Annotated in this window: 18 protein-coding genes; 6 read left to right on the forward strand and 12 right to left on the reverse strand. The window is 67.6% G+C overall.

Going from position 1 to position 16,719, the window contains the following annotated elements:
* Positions 1–64 precede the first annotated feature (64 nt).
* From QO015_RS06025 to QO015_RS06040, 4 genes are all read left to right on the forward strand, one after another.
* Positions 65–634: a DUF1214 domain-containing protein gene (locus QO015_RS06025; protein ID WP_266280814.1), complete on the forward strand. Its 570-nt coding sequence runs from the start codon at positions 65–67 to the stop codon at positions 632–634.
* A complete protein-coding gene (locus QO015_RS06030) occupies positions 631–1,170 on the forward strand; it encodes a DUF1254 domain-containing protein (protein ID WP_266280813.1) in 540 nt (179 codons plus the stop codon). The genes QO015_RS06025 and QO015_RS06030 overlap by 4 nt, the downstream gene beginning before the upstream one ends.
* A 487-nt stretch (positions 1,171–1,657) precedes the next feature.
* Positions 1,658–2,923, forward strand: coding sequence for a porin (locus tag QO015_RS06035; RefSeq protein ID WP_266280812.1), 1,266 nt, complete (start codon positions 1,658–1,660; stop codon positions 2,921–2,923).
* 543 nt (positions 2,924–3,466) lie between these two features.
* Positions 3,467–4,870: a DUF2336 domain-containing protein gene (locus QO015_RS06040; protein WP_266280811.1), complete on the forward strand. Its 1,404-nt coding sequence runs from the start codon at positions 3,467–3,469 to the stop codon at positions 4,868–4,870.
* 3 nt (positions 4,871–4,873) lie between these two features.
* Here the strand turns inward: QO015_RS06040 and QO015_RS06045 are convergent, their stop codons facing one another.
* From QO015_RS06045 to QO015_RS06055, 3 genes are read right to left on the reverse strand one after another with little or no spacing between them, the layout of a single operon-like run.
* On the reverse strand, positions 4,874–5,218 hold the full coding sequence (locus QO015_RS06045) for a DUF1491 family protein (protein ID WP_266280810.1): 345 nt from the start codon (positions 5,216–5,218) through the stop codon (positions 4,874–4,876).
* A gap of 24 nt (positions 5,219–5,242) precedes the next feature.
* Positions 5,243–6,082 carry a peptidoglycan-binding domain-containing protein gene (locus QO015_RS06050; RefSeq protein WP_266280809.1) on the reverse strand — a complete coding sequence of 280 codons (840 nt, stop codon included), beginning with the start codon at positions 6,080–6,082 and terminating at the stop codon, positions 5,243–5,245.
* A complete protein-coding gene (locus QO015_RS06055; protein WP_266280808.1) occupies positions 6,075–7,841 on the reverse strand; it encodes a sensor histidine kinase in 1,767 nt (588 codons plus the stop codon). Before QO015_RS06055 ends, QO015_RS06050 begins: the two co-directional genes overlap by 8 nt.
* 270 nt (positions 7,842–8,111) lie before the next feature.
* Here QO015_RS06055 and QO015_RS06060 point away from each other — a divergent pair, with 270 nt between their 5' ends.
* Entirely contained in the window at positions 8,112–8,492 is a 381-nt protein-coding gene (locus QO015_RS06060; protein ID WP_266280807.1) for a DUF5330 domain-containing protein, read from the forward strand.
* A gap of 71 nt (positions 8,493–8,563) precedes the next feature.
* Complete coding sequence (locus QO015_RS06065; protein ID WP_266280806.1) at positions 8,564–8,995, forward strand: SufE family protein; 432 nt, start codon at positions 8,564–8,566, stop codon at positions 8,993–8,995.
* A gap of 12 nt (positions 8,996–9,007) precedes the next feature.
* Here the strand turns inward: QO015_RS06065 and QO015_RS06070 are convergent, their stop codons facing one another.
* The 9 genes from QO015_RS06070 to QO015_RS06110 form a co-directional block, all read right to left on the reverse strand.
* Entirely contained in the window at positions 9,008–9,784 is a 777-nt protein-coding gene (locus QO015_RS06070) for a DUF6456 domain-containing protein (protein ID WP_266280805.1), read from the reverse strand.
* Positions 9,781–10,077: a helix-turn-helix domain-containing protein gene (locus QO015_RS06075; protein ID WP_266280804.1), complete on the reverse strand. Its 297-nt coding sequence runs from the start codon at positions 10,075–10,077 to the stop codon at positions 9,781–9,783. The genes QO015_RS06070 and QO015_RS06075 overlap by 4 nt, the downstream gene beginning before the upstream one ends.
* Before the next feature lie 265 nt (positions 10,078–10,342).
* A complete protein-coding gene (locus QO015_RS06080; protein WP_266280803.1) occupies positions 10,343–10,756 on the reverse strand; it encodes a Ros/MucR family transcriptional regulator in 414 nt (137 codons plus the stop codon).
* Positions 10,757–11,024: 268 nt separating this feature from the next.
* Entirely contained in the window at positions 11,025–12,698 is a 1,674-nt protein-coding gene (locus QO015_RS06085) for a proton-conducting transporter transmembrane domain-containing protein (RefSeq protein WP_266280802.1), read from the reverse strand.
* Complete coding sequence (locus tag QO015_RS06090) at positions 12,691–12,951, reverse strand: hypothetical protein (protein WP_266280801.1); 261 nt, start codon at positions 12,949–12,951, stop codon at positions 12,691–12,693. Before QO015_RS06090 ends, QO015_RS06085 begins: the two co-directional genes overlap by 8 nt.
* A gap of 13 nt (positions 12,952–12,964) precedes the next feature.
* The gene (locus QO015_RS06095) at positions 12,965–14,425 is read right to left on the reverse strand and encodes a proton-conducting transporter transmembrane domain-containing protein (protein WP_266280800.1); all 1,461 of its coding nucleotides are present in this window, start codon (positions 14,423–14,425) and stop codon (positions 12,965–12,967) included.
* The gene (locus QO015_RS06100; protein WP_266280799.1) at positions 14,422–15,915 is read right to left on the reverse strand and encodes a monovalent cation/H+ antiporter subunit D family protein; all 1,494 of its coding nucleotides are present in this window, start codon (positions 15,913–15,915) and stop codon (positions 14,422–14,424) included. The genes QO015_RS06095 and QO015_RS06100 overlap by 4 nt, the downstream gene beginning before the upstream one ends.
* A complete protein-coding gene (locus tag QO015_RS06105) occupies positions 15,912–16,301 on the reverse strand; it encodes a cation:proton antiporter subunit C (protein WP_266280798.1) in 390 nt (129 codons plus the stop codon). The genes QO015_RS06100 and QO015_RS06105 overlap by 4 nt, the downstream gene beginning before the upstream one ends.
* Positions 16,298–16,717 (reverse strand): Na(+)/H(+) antiporter subunit B, encoded by a 420-nt coding sequence (locus QO015_RS06110; protein WP_266280797.1) that lies wholly within the window; start codon positions 16,715–16,717, stop codon positions 16,298–16,300. The genes QO015_RS06105 and QO015_RS06110 overlap by 4 nt, the downstream gene beginning before the upstream one ends.
* Positions 16,718–16,719: the final 2 nt, after the last annotated feature.

Below are 16,719 nucleotides of genomic sequence, written 5' to 3' on the forward strand. Positions count from 1 at the left end.
GGGATCGCATCTTGGCGAAGCATCGGCGCCGCCGGTATCCTCAGCCGTCCGCCAGGGGAAACGCGTGCGTCTTCTCGCCCATCTTCTCGTCGCGATCGCTGTCGCCCTCGCGACGGGCTTCGGCACGGCCTGGTGGATGCTGTCGGCGGGTCCGCCCTTCGGGGCCGTGCATCGCGGCGCCTGGGTGACGTGGCCGGAAGCCGGACGCGGCGAGGCCGATCCCTATTTCCGCGCCGTGCTGGCCCGGCGGGGTGTCGCGCCTCTCGGCTCGGGAGAGGGACTGACCTTCGTCGCGGCGCAGGACGATGCCGGCGCGGTGCTCGACGGCGGCTGCACCTACCGCATCGAGGGGACGGCGCCGCCCGCCCGGCTCTGGACGCTGACGGCGAGCGACACCGACGGACGGAGCTTCGTCAATCCCGCGGGCCGCGTCGGCTTTCATTCGCGCGAGATCCTGAGGCGCGAAGACGGCAGCTTCGTCATCACCCTCGCGCGGAACGTGCAGCCCGGGAACTGGCTTCCCGCCGGCGGCGGTCCGATCCTGCTGACGCTGCGCCTCTACGACACGCCCCTTTCCGAGAGCGGCGTCGAGGATGCGATCCTGCCGGCTTTGACCAGGGTGAGCTGTCCATGAAACGGCTGGCGCTCTATCTCATCGGCGGGCTGCTGCTCGGCGGCATCATCCATATCGCGGTGGTGCTCCTCGTCCCGCACTTCGCCACGCGCGATGCCTATGGCGCGCTCGCCCGCCTCGGCCCGGACGATGTCTTCCACGCGGTTCCCGCTGAGGGCGGCGATACGCCGATCGCCGGCCTCGACCCGCGTATGGCCTATGTCGCCTGCCGCTTTTCCCTCGCCGACCGGCCGCTCCATATCTTTGCGCCGATGACCGAGGACTTCTGGTCGGCCGCCGTGTTCGACGATCGCGGCAACAATCTCTACAGCCTGAATGACCGGACTGCGGGCCGCCGGGACCTCGATCTCGTCGTCGCGACACCGCTGCAGGTGCTCCGGCTGCGCGAGAACCCGCAACCAGCCCTGGACAACGCGATCGTGGTCGAACTTCCCATGACCGCCGGCTTCGTCATGCTCCGCGCCTTCGTCGGTGATCCGACGCTGGAGCCCCCGGTCAGCAAGGCGCTCGCCGAGGCCGACTGCACGGCAGGCTGACGTCACCCTCCCAGTTCATCGAACCGGTCGGCCGCGGCGCTTACACGCCCGCGCGCCCATTTCGCCGACGCGCCGATTCGCGTGGATCGAGCCGGACAAGGGTGCGATCGGACCGCTTAGTTCTGGCTCAGCAACATTTCGCAACAATTGGCAACTTAAAGCAACATTGGGACTTCTTGCGCACCGTTCATTGCCGAACAATAATTCAACGACTGTTCACGGTCAATTGATTGCAGAATGGCAAGTCGTTGATTTCCAATATCATTTCGCTTCCCTTACTATCTGTTCTAACAACGTCTGTCGCTTTTTTGTGACGCCCCGCCTCGATTCCGCTGCGGATCGGAACCTTACTATTCACGGTGATGCCGGGCGGGAGTTAGCTTGGGTTCAGCAGGTGACGAGCCTGCTCTGACGGCCAGTATGTCAGCGGCTCTGACGCTCACGGGCGGGGGAGAGGCAGACGGCCCAATCTAACTGGAGAACGACTATGAATCTGAAGACTCTTCTCCTTGGCTCTGCCGCCGCCATGCTCGTGGCCGGCAGCGCCCAGGCTGCGGATCTGACGGTCGCCGAGCCGGTCGACTACGTGAAGGTCTGCGACGCCTTCGGTTCGGGCTTCTTCTACTCGCCCGGCACCGACACCTGCATCAAGGTCGGCGGCTATGTGAAGTTCGGCACCGCCTTCGGCGACACCGACTTCGGCACCTACAACAGCTACTACCCGACCTCGAACTGGTCGAACTTCTACACGGAAGCTTCGGTTCAGCTCACCGCGTCGTCGGTCACCGAGTTCGGTAACCTGACGGGCTTCATCGACTACCGCGCCCAGACCGGCAACACCGGCAACTTCTCCTCGTCGGCTTCGCAGATCGTCAACTCCTCGACGAACTCCGCCTATGTCGACAGCGCGTGGCTGTCGATCGGGCCGATCAAGGCTGGTCGCTTCACCTCGCTGTTCGACTTCGGCCGCGGCTACACCGACACCGGCGCCTTCGGTTCGGACTCGACCGTCGACCACATCCAGGCGACCTATGCCGTCAACGGCTTCGGTCTCGCCCTGTCGATCGAAGACCAGCGTGACCGTGGCTCGGCTCCGGGCCTCGACGGCATCACCGACATCGACGGCGCCTATGCCTATGGCGGCCAGAGCAACATCCCGGACATCGTCGGTGCGGTCACCTACGCCTCGGGCATCTTCTCGGCCAAGTTCGCCGGCGCCTACGTGAACGCCGCCGTCGATCAGTCGGGCTCGGGCACGCTCCTCGACCCCTACAACTACGAGAAGAAGGACGGCTGGGCCGTCGGCGGCAGCCTCGAGTTCGCGCTCGACAGCTTCTCGCCGGGCGACAAGTTCTTCATCACCGGTGCCTATGGCGACAACGCCAACTCCTACACCGGCATCGCGGGCGGCACCTCGGTCGCCGGCACGGCCGCCAATCTTGGCACGCTCTACTACGCGGCGATCGCCCCCGGCTCCAGCTGGTCGGCCCTTGCTTCGTACAAGCATGTCTGGACGCCGGCCGTCTGGTCGGCCGTCTCGGGCGGCTACGCTTCGTATGACGGCGATGGCACCGAGTATGGCAACTACAACATCGACGCCTATCGCTTCGTCGCCTCGACCGGCTGGACGCCTGTCACGGGCCTCGACCTGATGCTCGACGGCCAGTACTCGCACCTCGACATCACGGACAATGGCGACGACAACGACGGCGACGTCTGGTCGGTCAACCTCTGGATGAAGCGCTCCTGGTAATTACCGGTCCACGGTAACAACAATAATCCTGACCTCCATCCCTTCACCCCGGGGATGACTTCGAGGCCCGTCGCAAGACGGGCCTCTTTTCATTGCGGGGTAAGGCGGCATCTCGCGACGAGCGAAAGCGCCCGAGCGCTGTCGCAGCGCCGGACGCTTATTGCTCGACGTTCCGGGAAATCTAGGGACGTGTCTTCGCGGGGGCGGACTTCGGCGCCGGCTGGGGGTCGGGGATCCGCTCGATGCGGACGCCGGAGAAGATCACGATCTCGCCACGAGGCTCGCCACGGCGCAGTGGTCGCGGGCGGCGCCTCGCATCGCTCGAAAAGGCCAACAGCGCTCCCATGCGGCCCTCCTTGCCGTATCCGCCGGCCGGACGCATGCCCGAGCCACGGCGGATGCCTTCGGCTCTTATGAAATTCATTAAAACGCCCGCAAGGTTAACAGTCCGTCAATGCATTCCCGCGAGACTCCGCGTCGAGCCTTCGCTCCCGGTACCGCGTGATCATGCATCCCTCATTTCCTTCGGATGGTCTCCTGGCCATGGCCGTGTCCAACCAGCAAAGCCGCGATGCCGCCCTGCTCCGGGCCACCACGGAGCTCTTCGTCCTTGAGGCGAACCACGATGCGGACGCCATCCGCCGCTTCGAAGAGCTCGCGACGCATTTTCTCGCCCGCGTCCCGGCGGCCGACCGCGCCTTCGTGGCCGAGCGGCTGTCGCGGAGCGCCGATGCACCGGCCTCCGTGCTGCGCCTGCTCGGCAAGGATGTACCCGAGGTGGCGAGCCCCGTGCTCAAGCGCTCGCCGGCGCTCGGCGAGTTCGACCTTCTCACCATCATCGCCGGAACCGGGGCGCCGCATCATCGCCTGATCGCGACGCGCGGCGACCTGTCGGCGCTCGTCGTCGGCGCCCTGCGGCTCACCGGCGATGCCGAGGTGATCGCCCGCCTTTCCGGCTATCCCGACGTCGTCACCGAGACGGACGACACGCCGGCCGAGCCCGTCGCTGCCGCCGATATGCTGGAACTCCCGGCCGAGCAACCCGCATTCCTCGCCCCGGCCGCCGAGGACGAGCCGGACCGGATCCTCGGATCGCACGAAGCCGTCCCCGCCGCCGCTGCCGAGGTGCCCGCGGACGAGGCGGCAACGGCGCAGTCCGCTCCCATCGCCCCCGATCCGACTTCAGAGGACGAGCCCGAGTTTCGCGATCCGGCGCCGGGCCCCGAAGCGATGGAGATTTTCGCCGCGGTGCGGGCGCTCGCGACCAGCTTCGAAGAGATCGCGGGCGATAAGGCCGGCCGGGCTTCGCGCCGGCATCTTGCCGATCCGCTGCCGGCCTCGGCCGGCGCCTTCCTCGATCTCGACCGTGCCGGCCGGCTCGCCGTCCTCAACCATCTCGCCGGGCGGCCCGCCAGCAGCCGAGGCGCCGGCAGCGTCCTCGACGCCGATCATGCCTTCCGCCTTGCGCTCGGCCGTGCGCGCCTCGCCTCGCTGGCCCGCCAGCGGCAGCGCGATGCTCTCATCCGCACGCTGGCCCAGGGCCTGCGCCTTGAGGAAGCGGATGTCACCGCCCTCCTCGATGATCCGTCCGGCGAACCGCTGGTCGTGCTCCTGCGCGGCATCGGGCTTTCGGAGAGCGAGGCGCAACAGGTTCTGATGTTCGCCAACCCCGTGATCGCGCAGGGCGTCGAGAGCTTCGATCGTCTGGCGCGCCTCCTCTCCGAGACGCCGGAAAGCGTCGCGGCGGACCTGCTGGCGCTGTGGCGGACCGGGGAGATGCCGCGGTCGAAGCCGATGGAGGGCGCGGCCTCCGGCCATCAGCCGGTCTTCGCGGATCTCGAGATCCGGCGCGGCATCCATTCGGGCGACGCCCGCTCCGCGCCTCTTTCCCCCTCCGGCCTGTCCGATCCGCCCGAGCGCAGCACCTTCGGCCTCCGCCGCGGCTGACGCTCAGGCCTCGACCACATTGAGGAAGGGCCGCGCCTGCTTGTCCTCGATCTCGACGACATAGAGATCGGGATCGAAGCGCTCCTCCGAGCCGAGACGGGTCAGAATCCTCTCGCGCGCGACGCCGGATTCGATCCGCGTGAAGAGGCGATCCGTCGGCCTGTCGCTGTCGAGGAAGGCGCTCTGCGGCGCTTGGCCGTAGAGATCGAAGCCGCCGTCGAGCCGATCGACCACCACGAAGATGGCGCCGGCCTCGGAAGCGCCGCGCCGCGTGACCGCGGCGAAGGCGCCGCCCACCATCGCGCGTCGCACCAGCGCCGACACGAAGAGCGCCGAGGTGACTCGCATGTCCTGATTCCGTTCTGGTCGTGACTAGATGGATTTCATCGCGCCGATCGCGATCAGCTTCTGGACCACCATGTCGTTGACCTCGCCGGTCAGCGCAAGGCCGTTGTCGAGTTCGAAGCGCCGCACCGCATCCTCGGTATCCCCGCCGCCGTTTCCGTCGACGCGGATCGGGCCGTAGCCGATATCGTTCAGGGCCGACTGGACCTTGCGAATGCGGGCGGCGGACTGGATCGGGTCGATCGAGCCGGTGGCGGTCGGGTCGGCTGGCTGCGCCGGCAAGGCGGCGGCGGCTGGACCATCGCCCGAAGGCGCCGCGTTGCTCGACCTCGGCAGCACCTTCCTCAGCAGCGCCAGCAGCCTGGCGCTGGGCTGCCCCGTTGCCGGCAGGCCCTGCTCGGTCTCGAAGGCGGTGATCGCGGCGCGGGTCTGGCGGCCCATCTTGCCGTCGACCGCGCCGTCATAGAGCTTCAGCGCCGCGAGCGAGCGCTGCGTCTCCATGAGCAGCGCGACGGGATCGGTTGGGATCGGCGCAGCCGCCGGGGCGCTCGCGAGCGGCTTCTCGGCCTTCGCCGGCTGGTTCGCCGCGTTCTGCCCAGCCCGCTGCTTCGGCAGCGGCACCGTGCTCGTCGCCTCCGTGCCTGCATCGGGCCGGGTGGCGAAGAAGGGCGCCGGATGATGCGCCGTCTGGAAATAGGCCGCGTTGGTGACGATGGCTCCGACGACGATGACGACCATGACGAAGCCGCCGGTGCGGACCGGATTCTCGATCACGGCATCGGTGATGCGGCCGAAAAGACCGTCCGGCTCGGTATAGACGTCGCGGCGGCGCACCACCGGCTTCGGCTTCGGGCGACGCTCAGGCAATGCGGCGCTCCTTCTCATAGGCCATGCCGCCCGGCGCCGCGCGCCGTTCGGTCGGCCGCGCCACGGTTTCGGCGGGCAGCGTGACGGAGACCGTCGTGCCCTCGCCCGGCTTGCTGGCGATGGCGAGCGTTCCGCCATGCAGGTGCACGAGGCCCTTCACTACAGAGAGGCCGAGCCCGGTGCCTTCGTAGCGGCGGTTGATGTCGGCATCCGCCTGGACGAAGGGCGTGCCGAGGCGTGGCAGGTCGTCGGCCGAGATGCCGATGCCGGTATCTGCGACCTCAACGACGATGCCGCCCTGACCTTCCCGCGCGGCGATCGTCACCGTCCCGCCCGCCTCGGTGAACTTGGCGGCGTTGGAGAGGAGGTTGAGCAGGATCTGCCGGCAGGCGCGGCGGTCGGCGAGAAGATCCGGCAAGCCGGGCTCGATGCGTCGCTCGAGACGGAGATGACGGCTCGCGATCTGATGCGACATCATCTCGATCGCGCTCTCGACCAGCCCGGCGACCGGGACCGGCTCGACATGGATCTCGAAACGGCCGGCCTCGATCTTCGACATGTCGAGAATGCTGTTCACCACCTCGAGGAGGTGCTCGCCCGAGGAGCGGATCAGCCGCGCATAGTCGCGATGACGCTCGAACTCGAATCGGCCGAAGAGCTGTTGTTCGAGAATGTCGGAAAAACCGATGATGGCGTTGAGCGGTGTTCGCAGTTCATGGCTCATATTGGCGAGGAACTGGCTCTTGGCGCGGTTCGCCTCGTCGGCGGCCCGGCTCGCTTCGGCGAAGGCGGCTTCCTGCGCCTTGCGGAAGTTGATGTCGCGGGTGACGGCGACCACGCCGCGCCCCGAGGCAGGATCGACGACCGGCCGGCAGCGCATCTCGACCCAGGTGAAGCCACCCGCCTCCTCCGGGCCGACGCGCAGGCGGAATTCCGCCGTCACGGTCTCGCCGGTGCGGTCCGCTTCGGACAGCGCGCGGAGAAAGGCCGGCCGGTCTCCGATCAGCACGCGATGGAACAAGCCCTGCCCGAGAAGGTCGGCCGGCGGGCATGCCGCCAGCGCGCGAGCGGCCGGCGAAGCGAAGGTCACGTCGCCATTGGCCAAATGCCGGGTGATGAGGTCGGTCGCGTTGTCCGCGAGCAGGCGATACCGATTGTCGCCGAGCCGCGCCGCCGCGCTGGCCTCAGCATGCAGCGTCTCGACACGGATCGCGATGAGGGCCGCGTAGAGGACGGCGCCGGCGATCACGGCCGGGCCGAACGCCGGCTGAACCGCGAGTTGCACCGGCAGGGCGCCTGCCGCTGTCAGGAGAAGCACCGCGGCGAGCGCCGCGACGGCGAGGCCGGCAGCGGCGCCCATCACGCGTCGCGATCCGGCGAGCCCAGCTTCCGCAGGCACCAGAACGAGCCAGGTCAAGGCGGGCGAGGTCATGCCCCCCGTAAAGGCCGCGAGCCATGCGACGAGCGTCGCGAGCGCTGCCGAGGAGAGGAGTTGAGCTACCCCATAACGTCCGGTGCGCGAAAGGAACGCCGCGATCGGCAGCGGCGCAACGAACAGCAGGAAGGCGATGGCCACCGCGGGCGACGGCAAGCCCGCGACGGCCAGCCAGACCGGGATCGCGAGCAGCGCCAGCAGCCCGGCGGCGAGATGCGCGGCGATGAAGCTGCGGTGACGGGCGGCGACCAGCGGGTCCTCCGCCGCGCGGCCGTGCACCAGCCCATCCATGATCCGCCGCAAGGGCTCGAAGGAAACCGTCATACGCAAAACACAACTGCCGGTGCCGTTCCGGCCGTCGGCCGCACCCCGCCGAGGCCTCGATCGGGACGGGCGGATCGTGGCAGTTGCGGCTTAAGGAACGTTGAAGGCAGGCCGAAAGCCGGTCAGCGAAAGCTGCGCCGAGATCATTCGAATTTGAATCAATTCCGCCGGATCCGATGAACTCCGCTTTCAGGTGGAGCGTGTGAGGTCTTCCCCAGATCACGGAAAACGTGACGCCTCGATCCTGTATCGCGTTCGGAGGGCCGACCCTTGTTCATCATCCGCGCCGTGTTCTGGCTGACGGTCGTGCTGCTGCTGATCCCCGGCAGCGGAAGCAAGGACGAAACATCCTTCACCAGTGGCGCCGCCGATGCCCTGCTCGCGGCGCGCGGCGTCGTCGCCGATCTTTCAGGCATCTGCCAGCGCCAGCCCGATGTCTGCGTCCATGGCGGCGCTGCGCTGCAAAGCCTCGGTGCGCGCGCCTGGCAGAATGCCGCGATGATCGCCGGGCGCTTCGGCGGTCATTCCGCCGGCGCGAACGCCCATCAGGACGCGGAACCCGTCGCAGCCCTCCCCGCCACCGGCACGCTGAGGGCCGAGGACATCGCACCGCGCGCTGTGCCGGCGGCTCATCCTGACGGCAAGGCCTGACGACTGGCGAGCGGTGACAGCAGTCCGCGTGCACCCTCCCCCTTCGTCGCGAAAGCCTCTATATCCCGCGCATGGACACGCCCGCACTGCCCTCGATCGAGACGATCATCGACGACTTCGCCTTTCTCGATGAATGGGAGGACCGCTACCGCTATCTCATCGAGCTCGGACGGCAATTGCCTCCGCTCGCCGACGAGGCTCATAACGACGCCAACAGGGTCCAGGGCTGCGCGAGTCAGGTGTGGCTGCAGAAGTCGCTGCGCGAGGGCAAGGACGGGCGGCGCCTGGACTTCGAAGGCGACAGCGATGCACTGATCGTCCGCGGCCTCGTCGCCATCGTCATCGCTCTCTTCTCGGGGCGTACTCCGGCTGAGATCCTTTCCACCGATGCCGAGGCGGTCTTCGCACGGCTCGGCCTCAAGGATCACCTCTCGCAGCAGCGATCGAACGGTCTTCGTTCGATGGTCGCTCGGATCAGGGCCGAGGCGGCGGCAGCCGCCTGAGCCAACCCATTTTCAGACGATGCGCCGGCGCTCCCGCCCGACCGCCTCGCCGGCGAGGCCGTAGTGGCGGGCGAGCGCGGAAAGACCGAGCCGGATCACCAGCTTTGCCGAACGCTGGGGCCAGCCGCGTTCGCTCTCGATCTGGTCGATGCCTTTCAGGAAGCAGCAGAAGTCGACCACGGCGCCGGCAAGCTCCGGCCCGAGGCACTCGACCGCCCTTCCGACGCGCAGCCGCGCCGCGAGGGCTGCATCGGTCAACTCGGCGACGCCGCCGGCATGGCCGCTGCCGCGCGCGCCGCTCGCCGCCGGATTCCAGCTCGCGGTGACGGACGGCATCATCTGGCCACGCGTAAAATCGGTGCGAAGCCGCTCGCCCGCATCGAAGGCCGCCGCATCAATGAGCGGCTGGCCGTCGCGGCCCTTGCGGGCCCGGAGCCAGGCGAGCGGGCTCTCGCCGCGATTGACCGTGACCGCGCGCCGCTCGCCGGCCATCGTGATCACCGCCGTCGTGCGGTCCTGATGCTGGGCAGCGAGGTCGCCTCCGGCAAGCATCCGGCGAAGCATGAGCCGGCCCGCAGGCGACAGTCGGTAGCATCCCGCGTCGCCCGCCCCCTCGAGCGCTCCACGCGCGAGCAGGCCGCGAACCGCCGCCACGCTGACCGCGACCCTGCACCGCTGCGCCTTCGGCTCGCCACTCACGAGTGTGGCCTCGTCCGACGAGATGGTCACGATGGCTCCGGCGACGGAGAGGCGCTTTGCCAGCCTGCGCTCGTCAGCATCCATCGTCATCGGGAGATGTCCCGCGTGGCGAGCCGGCCGGCGATCGCGACATCCAGGCGGTCGATGAGCGCATCGAAGTGGGCGTCGTCCCGCGACTCCTCGATCCGGCGGCAGGCATGGGCGGCGGTCGTGCGGTCTCGGCGGAAGAGCCGTCCAGCTTCTGTGAAAGAAAGGCCGAGCCTCGTGCGAGCGAGATAGATCGCGACCTGCCGAGCGAGTGCCACACGGGCCGTGCCGCGCACCGGCGACAGGATGCGGTCAGGCCTGACGCCGAGCGCCTCGCCGATCGCCTCTGTGAGCATGCGCCGCATCCGCTCTTCGCCGTCCACCGGACCGCGCGTGCTCCCAGTCGCCCCGCTTTGTTGAAACTGCATGATCCATCCATCCCGACTCAACTGCGAATTGCCATATTAGGAATTACTTCCTATCGGTAGGCTAACTCGGTTTCGCGCGGCGGGGATAGATTCTTTTGGCTGCAACCACGCGCTGTGTCGTGGCCAGGAAAAACAAGGGCCCGGCACACGGCCAGGCCCTCGGTCGATTTCTCGTGTCCGGCCGTGCCGGTGATCAGCGGCGCTTGCGCTGCTGGCCGAGGCCCATCTTCTTGGCGAGCTCGGAGCGCGCAGCGGCGTAGTTCGGGGCGACCATCGGATAGTCGGCCGGCAGGCCCCACTTCTCGCGATATTCTTCGGGCGACAGATCATAGTGCGTGCGCAGGTGGCGCTTCAGCGACTTGAACTTCTTCCCGTCCTCGAGGCAGACGATGTAGTCCGGGAACACCGACTTCTTCGGGTTCACGGCGGGCTTCAACGGCTCCGGCTCCGGCTCGACGACGCCGCCATGCGTGCGGTTGAGCGCCTGGAAAACCTCGGAGATCAACCCCGGCAGATCAGCCGCGGAGACCGAGTTGTTGCTGACGTAAGCCGACACGATATCCGCCGTCAGATCGATCAGGTCGCTGCCTACGATTTTGTCGCTCATCTTGCGCTCGAACCTCTTGGATATAGGGGAGAAAACTCTGTCGGGGCCCCGCAGGACTTGGTCATGTGATCATCGCGCTTACCGCACGCGCATTGCGACGATCGAAGCCGTCCGGCGCCCGATTGGTTATTGTGGGCGATCTATATAAGTGCTCTCCAGCGAATACAAGCCTCAAGTTTCGCTGAGATCGCCCGGCCCACAACTAGAACGACGCGGCGTTTGGTCTCGTTTCGATCTATTCAATTCGAACACAATTCGGCCGCAACCATCACAAGGCTGCGATCAACAGAACGATACCCAGAAGTGCGGTCGCCGCGAGCGCGATATCGCCGGTTCGCCAGTTGCCGGCATCCGATGTCATCCTCACCCAAGCCCTTGCAAGCAGACGATTTTCCTGCCGCGCCGCATCGGAGGCAGGAAGGAGGGCGAGCCGTGCTGCTCGCCATACGGCGCTGGCGCGACGGCCGAATAGGGACGGCGCCACTCGCCACAACCAGTCGCTGTCGACGGTAATGCCCGCACGCGGCGCAAGTATTGTCAGAAACATTGCGAAACAAATCAGCGCGCCGACAAGCAGCATGATCTGGAACAGGATATGGTCGGGGGTCAGCACGGCGACGCCCGCGATCGCCGGAACCAGCATGGTCAGCAGGGACGGCATGAATCCGATCGCGAGAATCGCCGCGGCGACGATCGCCATCGCGGCAACCATGCTGACGGGCGCCGCCCACGCGGTAGCCGGACCCGGCTTTGGCCGAAGCATGGCGAACCAGGGCAGACGAAGCCCGGCATAGAGCAGCGAGCCTGCCGAGACCGCGGTCAACAGGAACCAGGCAGTCGCGGCGTGGTCTTCGGCCAGCGCCTGCATGATAGCGGATTTGCTCACGAAGCCCGCCGTCAGAGGCAAGGCCGCGAGTGCGAGGCCGCCGAGGATCATCGCGAGCGTCGTCGCCGGCATGGCCCGCGCCAGACCACCGAGCGCCGTCAGCCGCGCCGTGCCCGTCGCTCGCAGGACGGCGCCCGCCGCCATCATCAGGAGCGACTTGTAGAGGATGTGGACGAAGGCATGTGCCGCGGCCGCCCCGAGTGCCAGAGGAGTGCCGATGCCGACGGCGACCACCATGAAGCCGACCTGCCCGACGATCGAATAGGAGAGCAGGCGCCGGATATCGTTCTCGATCAGCGCGTAGACCATGCCGTAGACGGCCATGACGAGGCCGATCGGGATCAGCATGGATTCACCCGGGAACAGCCGGATCAGAACCGCGACCGCCGCCTTGGTCGTGAAGGCGGAGAGGAACACCGCGCCCGACCACGACGCCCGCGGATAGGCATCGGCAACCCAGGCCGAAACGGGCGGCGCACCGGCATTGACCAGCACGCCGGCGAGGATCAGCAGCGATGCGATGGAGTCGGCTTCGAACGGTCGAAGCGCGATGCCGCCATCGCCGATCGAACCGGCGACGCCCGCGAAGAGCAGCACGCCGCCGAAAGCATGCATGAGCGCGTAGCGGGTGCCCGCCCGCGCCGCTCCGTTGGCGAAGATGACCAGCGTCGAACCGATGGCCATCAGTTCCCAAAACACGAAGAGGCTGAGCAGGTCGCCGGCGAAGACCACCCCTTGCGCGGCGGCGGCATAAAGAAGCACGGCAGCGCGCTCCGCCGTGCTTTTCTGGTCGAGCGCGAAGACGGCGCCCGCAATCGCCGCAAAGGCGAATGCAGTGCCGAAGAGCCGCGCGGTGGCGTCGGGCGAGACCGGCTTCAGCACCATGCCGAGCCAGCCGACCGTCTCGTTGCCGTCCGGAACGGTCCAGACGAGGACGAGTGCCAGAAGCGGCGCGGCGACGAAGACGAGGTCCTGCAGGCGACCGCGGGCGAACAGGACGGCGAGGCTTCCGGCGAGCAGCGGCCAGAACGGGGCGAGCAGCAGCGTCTCAGTCATCACGCTCCTCCTCGCCGGCGCGGGTCTCCGGACGCCGGGCGATACGGGCCCAGCCGGTCGCGAGCGCGATCGCCGAGATTGAGGCGACGATGCCGTACCACGCGGCGAAGCCCGGCGTGCCGTCGATGCCGAAGGCGGGATGGTGGCTGACGAGGAAGTCGCAACCGACAAGGACGACAAGCAGGACGGCGAGCCCGATCGCCAGGCGCAACCTCATCCCCCCAAGCCCTGCGAAGATGCTGCTCCAGTTCATGACCGGGGTCCTTTCACGGCGCCACCATCGCGCTGGCCAGACGAAGCGGCACATCCGGGAAGAGGAAGAGAAGCACCGTCCCCGCGGCAGTCGCCGTCAGGGCCACGACGATCGCGAGCGGCGCTTCCGCAACGGGGCCACCGGCCGGTTTCAGGAACGCGGCCGTCAGGATCGGCAGGAAATAGGCGCCGTTCAGCACGGTGGAGACGACGATCACGCCGACGGCGAACCAGTCGGCTGCGCTGCCCGCGGCGCCGAGCATGAACCACTTGCCGAGGAAGCCCGCCGTCGGCGGCAGACCGATCATCGACACCGTGCCGATCGCGAAGGCCGCCATGGTCCAGGGCATGCGGCGGCCGATGCCATTCATGCGGCTGACCTTGGTGACATGTTCGGCGGTATAGACGGAGCCGGCCGCGAAGAAGAGCGTGATCTTGGAGACGGCATGGGCGGCGATGTGCAGTGCCGCGCCGATGGCGGCGGCCGGGGTCGCGATGGCCGCCGCCATGACGATGTAGGAGAGCTGGCCGATCGTCGAATAGGCCAGCCGGCGCTTCAGATCGTCGGCCGTCAGCGCCACGAGCGAGGCAGCGACAACGGTGAACCCGGCGACATAGACGAGCCATGCCGAGGCGCCCGTCTCGCGCAGCGTGTCCAGGCCGAAGACGTAGACACTGACCTTGAGGATCGTGAAGACGCCGGCCTTGACGACCGCGACGGCATGCAGGAGCGCCGAGACAGGCGTCGGCGCCACCATGGCCGCCGGCAGCCATCGATGCAGCGGCATGACGGCCGCCTTCGCCGCGCCGAAGACGAACATGCCGAACAGCACCGCCATGCCGAGCGGCCCGACATGGCCCGCCAGGATGCCGCCGGGCGTGAACGCAGTCGTGCCCGTGGCAACCGCCGTCCACACGATGGCCGGCAGCAGCAGGATCATCGAGGCGCCGATCAGCGTCAGAAGATAGGTGCGACCGGCCCGCATCGCCTCCGCGCTCTGCTTGTGGGTCACGAGCGGGAAGGTCGAGATCGACAGGAGTTCGTAGAAGAGGAACAGCGTGATGAGATTGCCGGACAGCGCAACGCCCATGGTGGAGAAGATCGCCACTGCGAAGGCGCAATAGAACGGCGTCTGTCGCGGCTCGTCGTTTCCGCGCATATAGCCGATCGAATAGACCGTGTTGGCGATCCAGAGCGTCGCGGCGACGCAGGCGAACAGCATGCCGAGCGGCTCAAGCGCCAGTGCGAGATCGAGACCCGGCGCGATCGTCACGAGATGCAGCGAGGGCCGCGCCCCTTCGAGCACGCGCGCCAGCAGCAGGAACACGACCACGGCGAGCAACAGGGCGCCGGCAAGACTGACAGCCTCGCGGAGGTTCGGCCGGCGGCCGACCAGCGCCACGAGCAGGGCGACCGCGGCCGGAACCGCCAGGGCGAGGACGAGCAGCAACTCGTTGGAGAAAAGCGTGGTCATGGCCGCGCCCCGAGAAGCGCCCGCGCGGCACTGCTCGCCATCTCCGCCGGCCAGGACGCCGCGATGCCGAGCAGGACCGTCAGGACGGCCAGAGTCACAAGCGGAACGAGCAGCGCGGGAGAGGCCTCGGTGGCGGCAGCGGCAACCCGACCAGGCGGGCGAAACCAGACGACCTCCATGATCCGCCCGACATAGAGCACCGCCAGGAAAGAACTCGCGACGATCATGAGGCCGAGCCAGCCCTTGCCGGCCTCGAAGGCGCCGGCGACCAGATACCATTTGGAGACGAAGCCGCTCGTGCCAGGGACGCCGATCAGCGCCAGTCCGGCAATCGTCAGCACAGCGCCGGTGACCGGCATGCTGCGGCCGATTCCGGCGAGGTCCTCGAGCCGCTCGCTGCCGCAGCGATAGAGGATGGCGCCGATCGCCATGAAGGCTGCCCCCTTCATCACGGCGTGGTTGGCGATATGCAGGAACGCGCCGGTGAGCGCATCGGAATTGGCGATGGCGATGCCGAGCGTGATGTAGCCGATCTGCCCGATCGACGAGAAAGCGAGAAGACGCTTCACGTCGTTCTGGAAGATCGCAGCCGCCGAAGCGAGGAACATCGCCGCGAGAGACAGGAGAACCAGCAGCGAGGCGCCCGAGATATCGCCGAACTCGCGATGCAGGCCGAAAATGCCGAAGATGTAGCGGGCCAGCAGGTAGACCGCGACCTTGGTCGCCGTGGACGCGAGCAGGACCGTCGCGGCCGAGGGGGCATAGCCATAGGCGTTGGGGAGCCAGGCATGCAGCGGGAAGAGCGCCAGCTTGAGGGCGATGCCGACGAGGATGAAGGCCTCCGCGGCGAGAAGCGCGCGCGGCGAGGCGACGTCCGGCAGGCGCTCGGCGATCAGCGCGAGGTTGAGCGTGCCCGTCGCGAGATAGAGAAGCCCGACGCCGATGACATAGAAGGTCGCGCCGATGGTTCCGACGATGAGATACTGGTAGGCGGCGACGAGCGCGCGGCGATCGCGGCCGAGCGCGATCAGCGTGTAGGTGGCGAGCGACGAAATCTCGAGGAAAACGAAGGCGTTGAAGGCGTCGCCGGTGACCGCCATGCCGAGCAGGCCGGACGTGGCGACGAGCATCATCGTGTAGAACCAGGGCTGGCGCCCTTCGTCGATCTCGGACGCCACGCTGAGGCGGGCGAAGGCGATCGTCGCCAGTGCCATGAAGGTGACGACGACGAGAATGAGGACGTTGACGGCATCGACCCGGTACTCGATGCCGAGCTCGGGCGGAAAGCCGCCGAGCGCATAGGAGATCACGCCGTTGGCGGCGACCTCGCGCGAGAGGGCGAGAGCGCAGGCAAGGCTCGCGGCGGTGGCGGCCATCGCGATCGGCCAGGACGCGGCCGGATGACGGATGATCGCGACCAGGAGCCCGCCAAGCAGCGGCATCAGGACGACAAGCACAGGCAGGTGATGCTGTAGCGCGGCGAGGCTCATGCACCGCGCTCCTTGCCTTCGGCTCTCGCGGCGTCGCGTGCCAGGATCTCGCTCTCCTCGATCGTGCCATAGGCGCCCTTGATGCGGATCGCGAGGGCGAGACCGAGCGCCAGCGTGCCGATGCCGACGACGATGGCGGTGAGGATCAGCACATGCGGCAGAGGGTTGGAATAGACCCCGAAGCGGTCGTCGAGGATCGGCGCGGTGCCGCCGAAGATCTTGGCCGGCAACAGGTAGAGCAGGTAGACCGAGGACTGGAACAGCGACAGACCGACGAGCTTCTTGATGAGGTTGCCGCGCGCGATGACCGTGTAGAGTCCCGCGACCATCACGATGACGATCACATAGCGCGTGGCTTCGGAGGCGAGCGTCTCGACGAAGGTCATGTCGGCCGCCGTCCTGCGAAGGCGTAGAAGATCGCGATCATGCTCGAGAAGACGGTCACGAACACGCCGGCCTCGACCAGGAACACGCCCCATTCCTGTCCATGGACGGCGTCGTGGGCGAGATGATCGTAGTCGAGGAAATTGTCGCCGAGCAGCAGCGAGACGATGCCGACCGCGGCGTAGATCAGGACGCCGGCCGGAACCAGTCGCTCGACGAGCCCGCCCGGCACGATGCGCTCGGCAGCGGCCTGGCCATTGATCAGCGCGTAGAGGATCACGGCCGCAGCCGCGATCACGCCTGCCTGAAAGCCGCCGCCGGGGCCGTAGTCGCCATGGAACTGCACATACAGCGCGAAGAGCAGGAGCGGCGCCAGGATGAACTTGGCGGCGACGCGCAGAATGATGTCGAACCGCATGC

This window comes from Kaistia geumhonensis, from assembly GCF_030815145.1.
GTDB lineage: Bacteria > Pseudomonadota > Alphaproteobacteria > Rhizobiales > Kaistiaceae > Kaistia > Kaistia geumhonensis.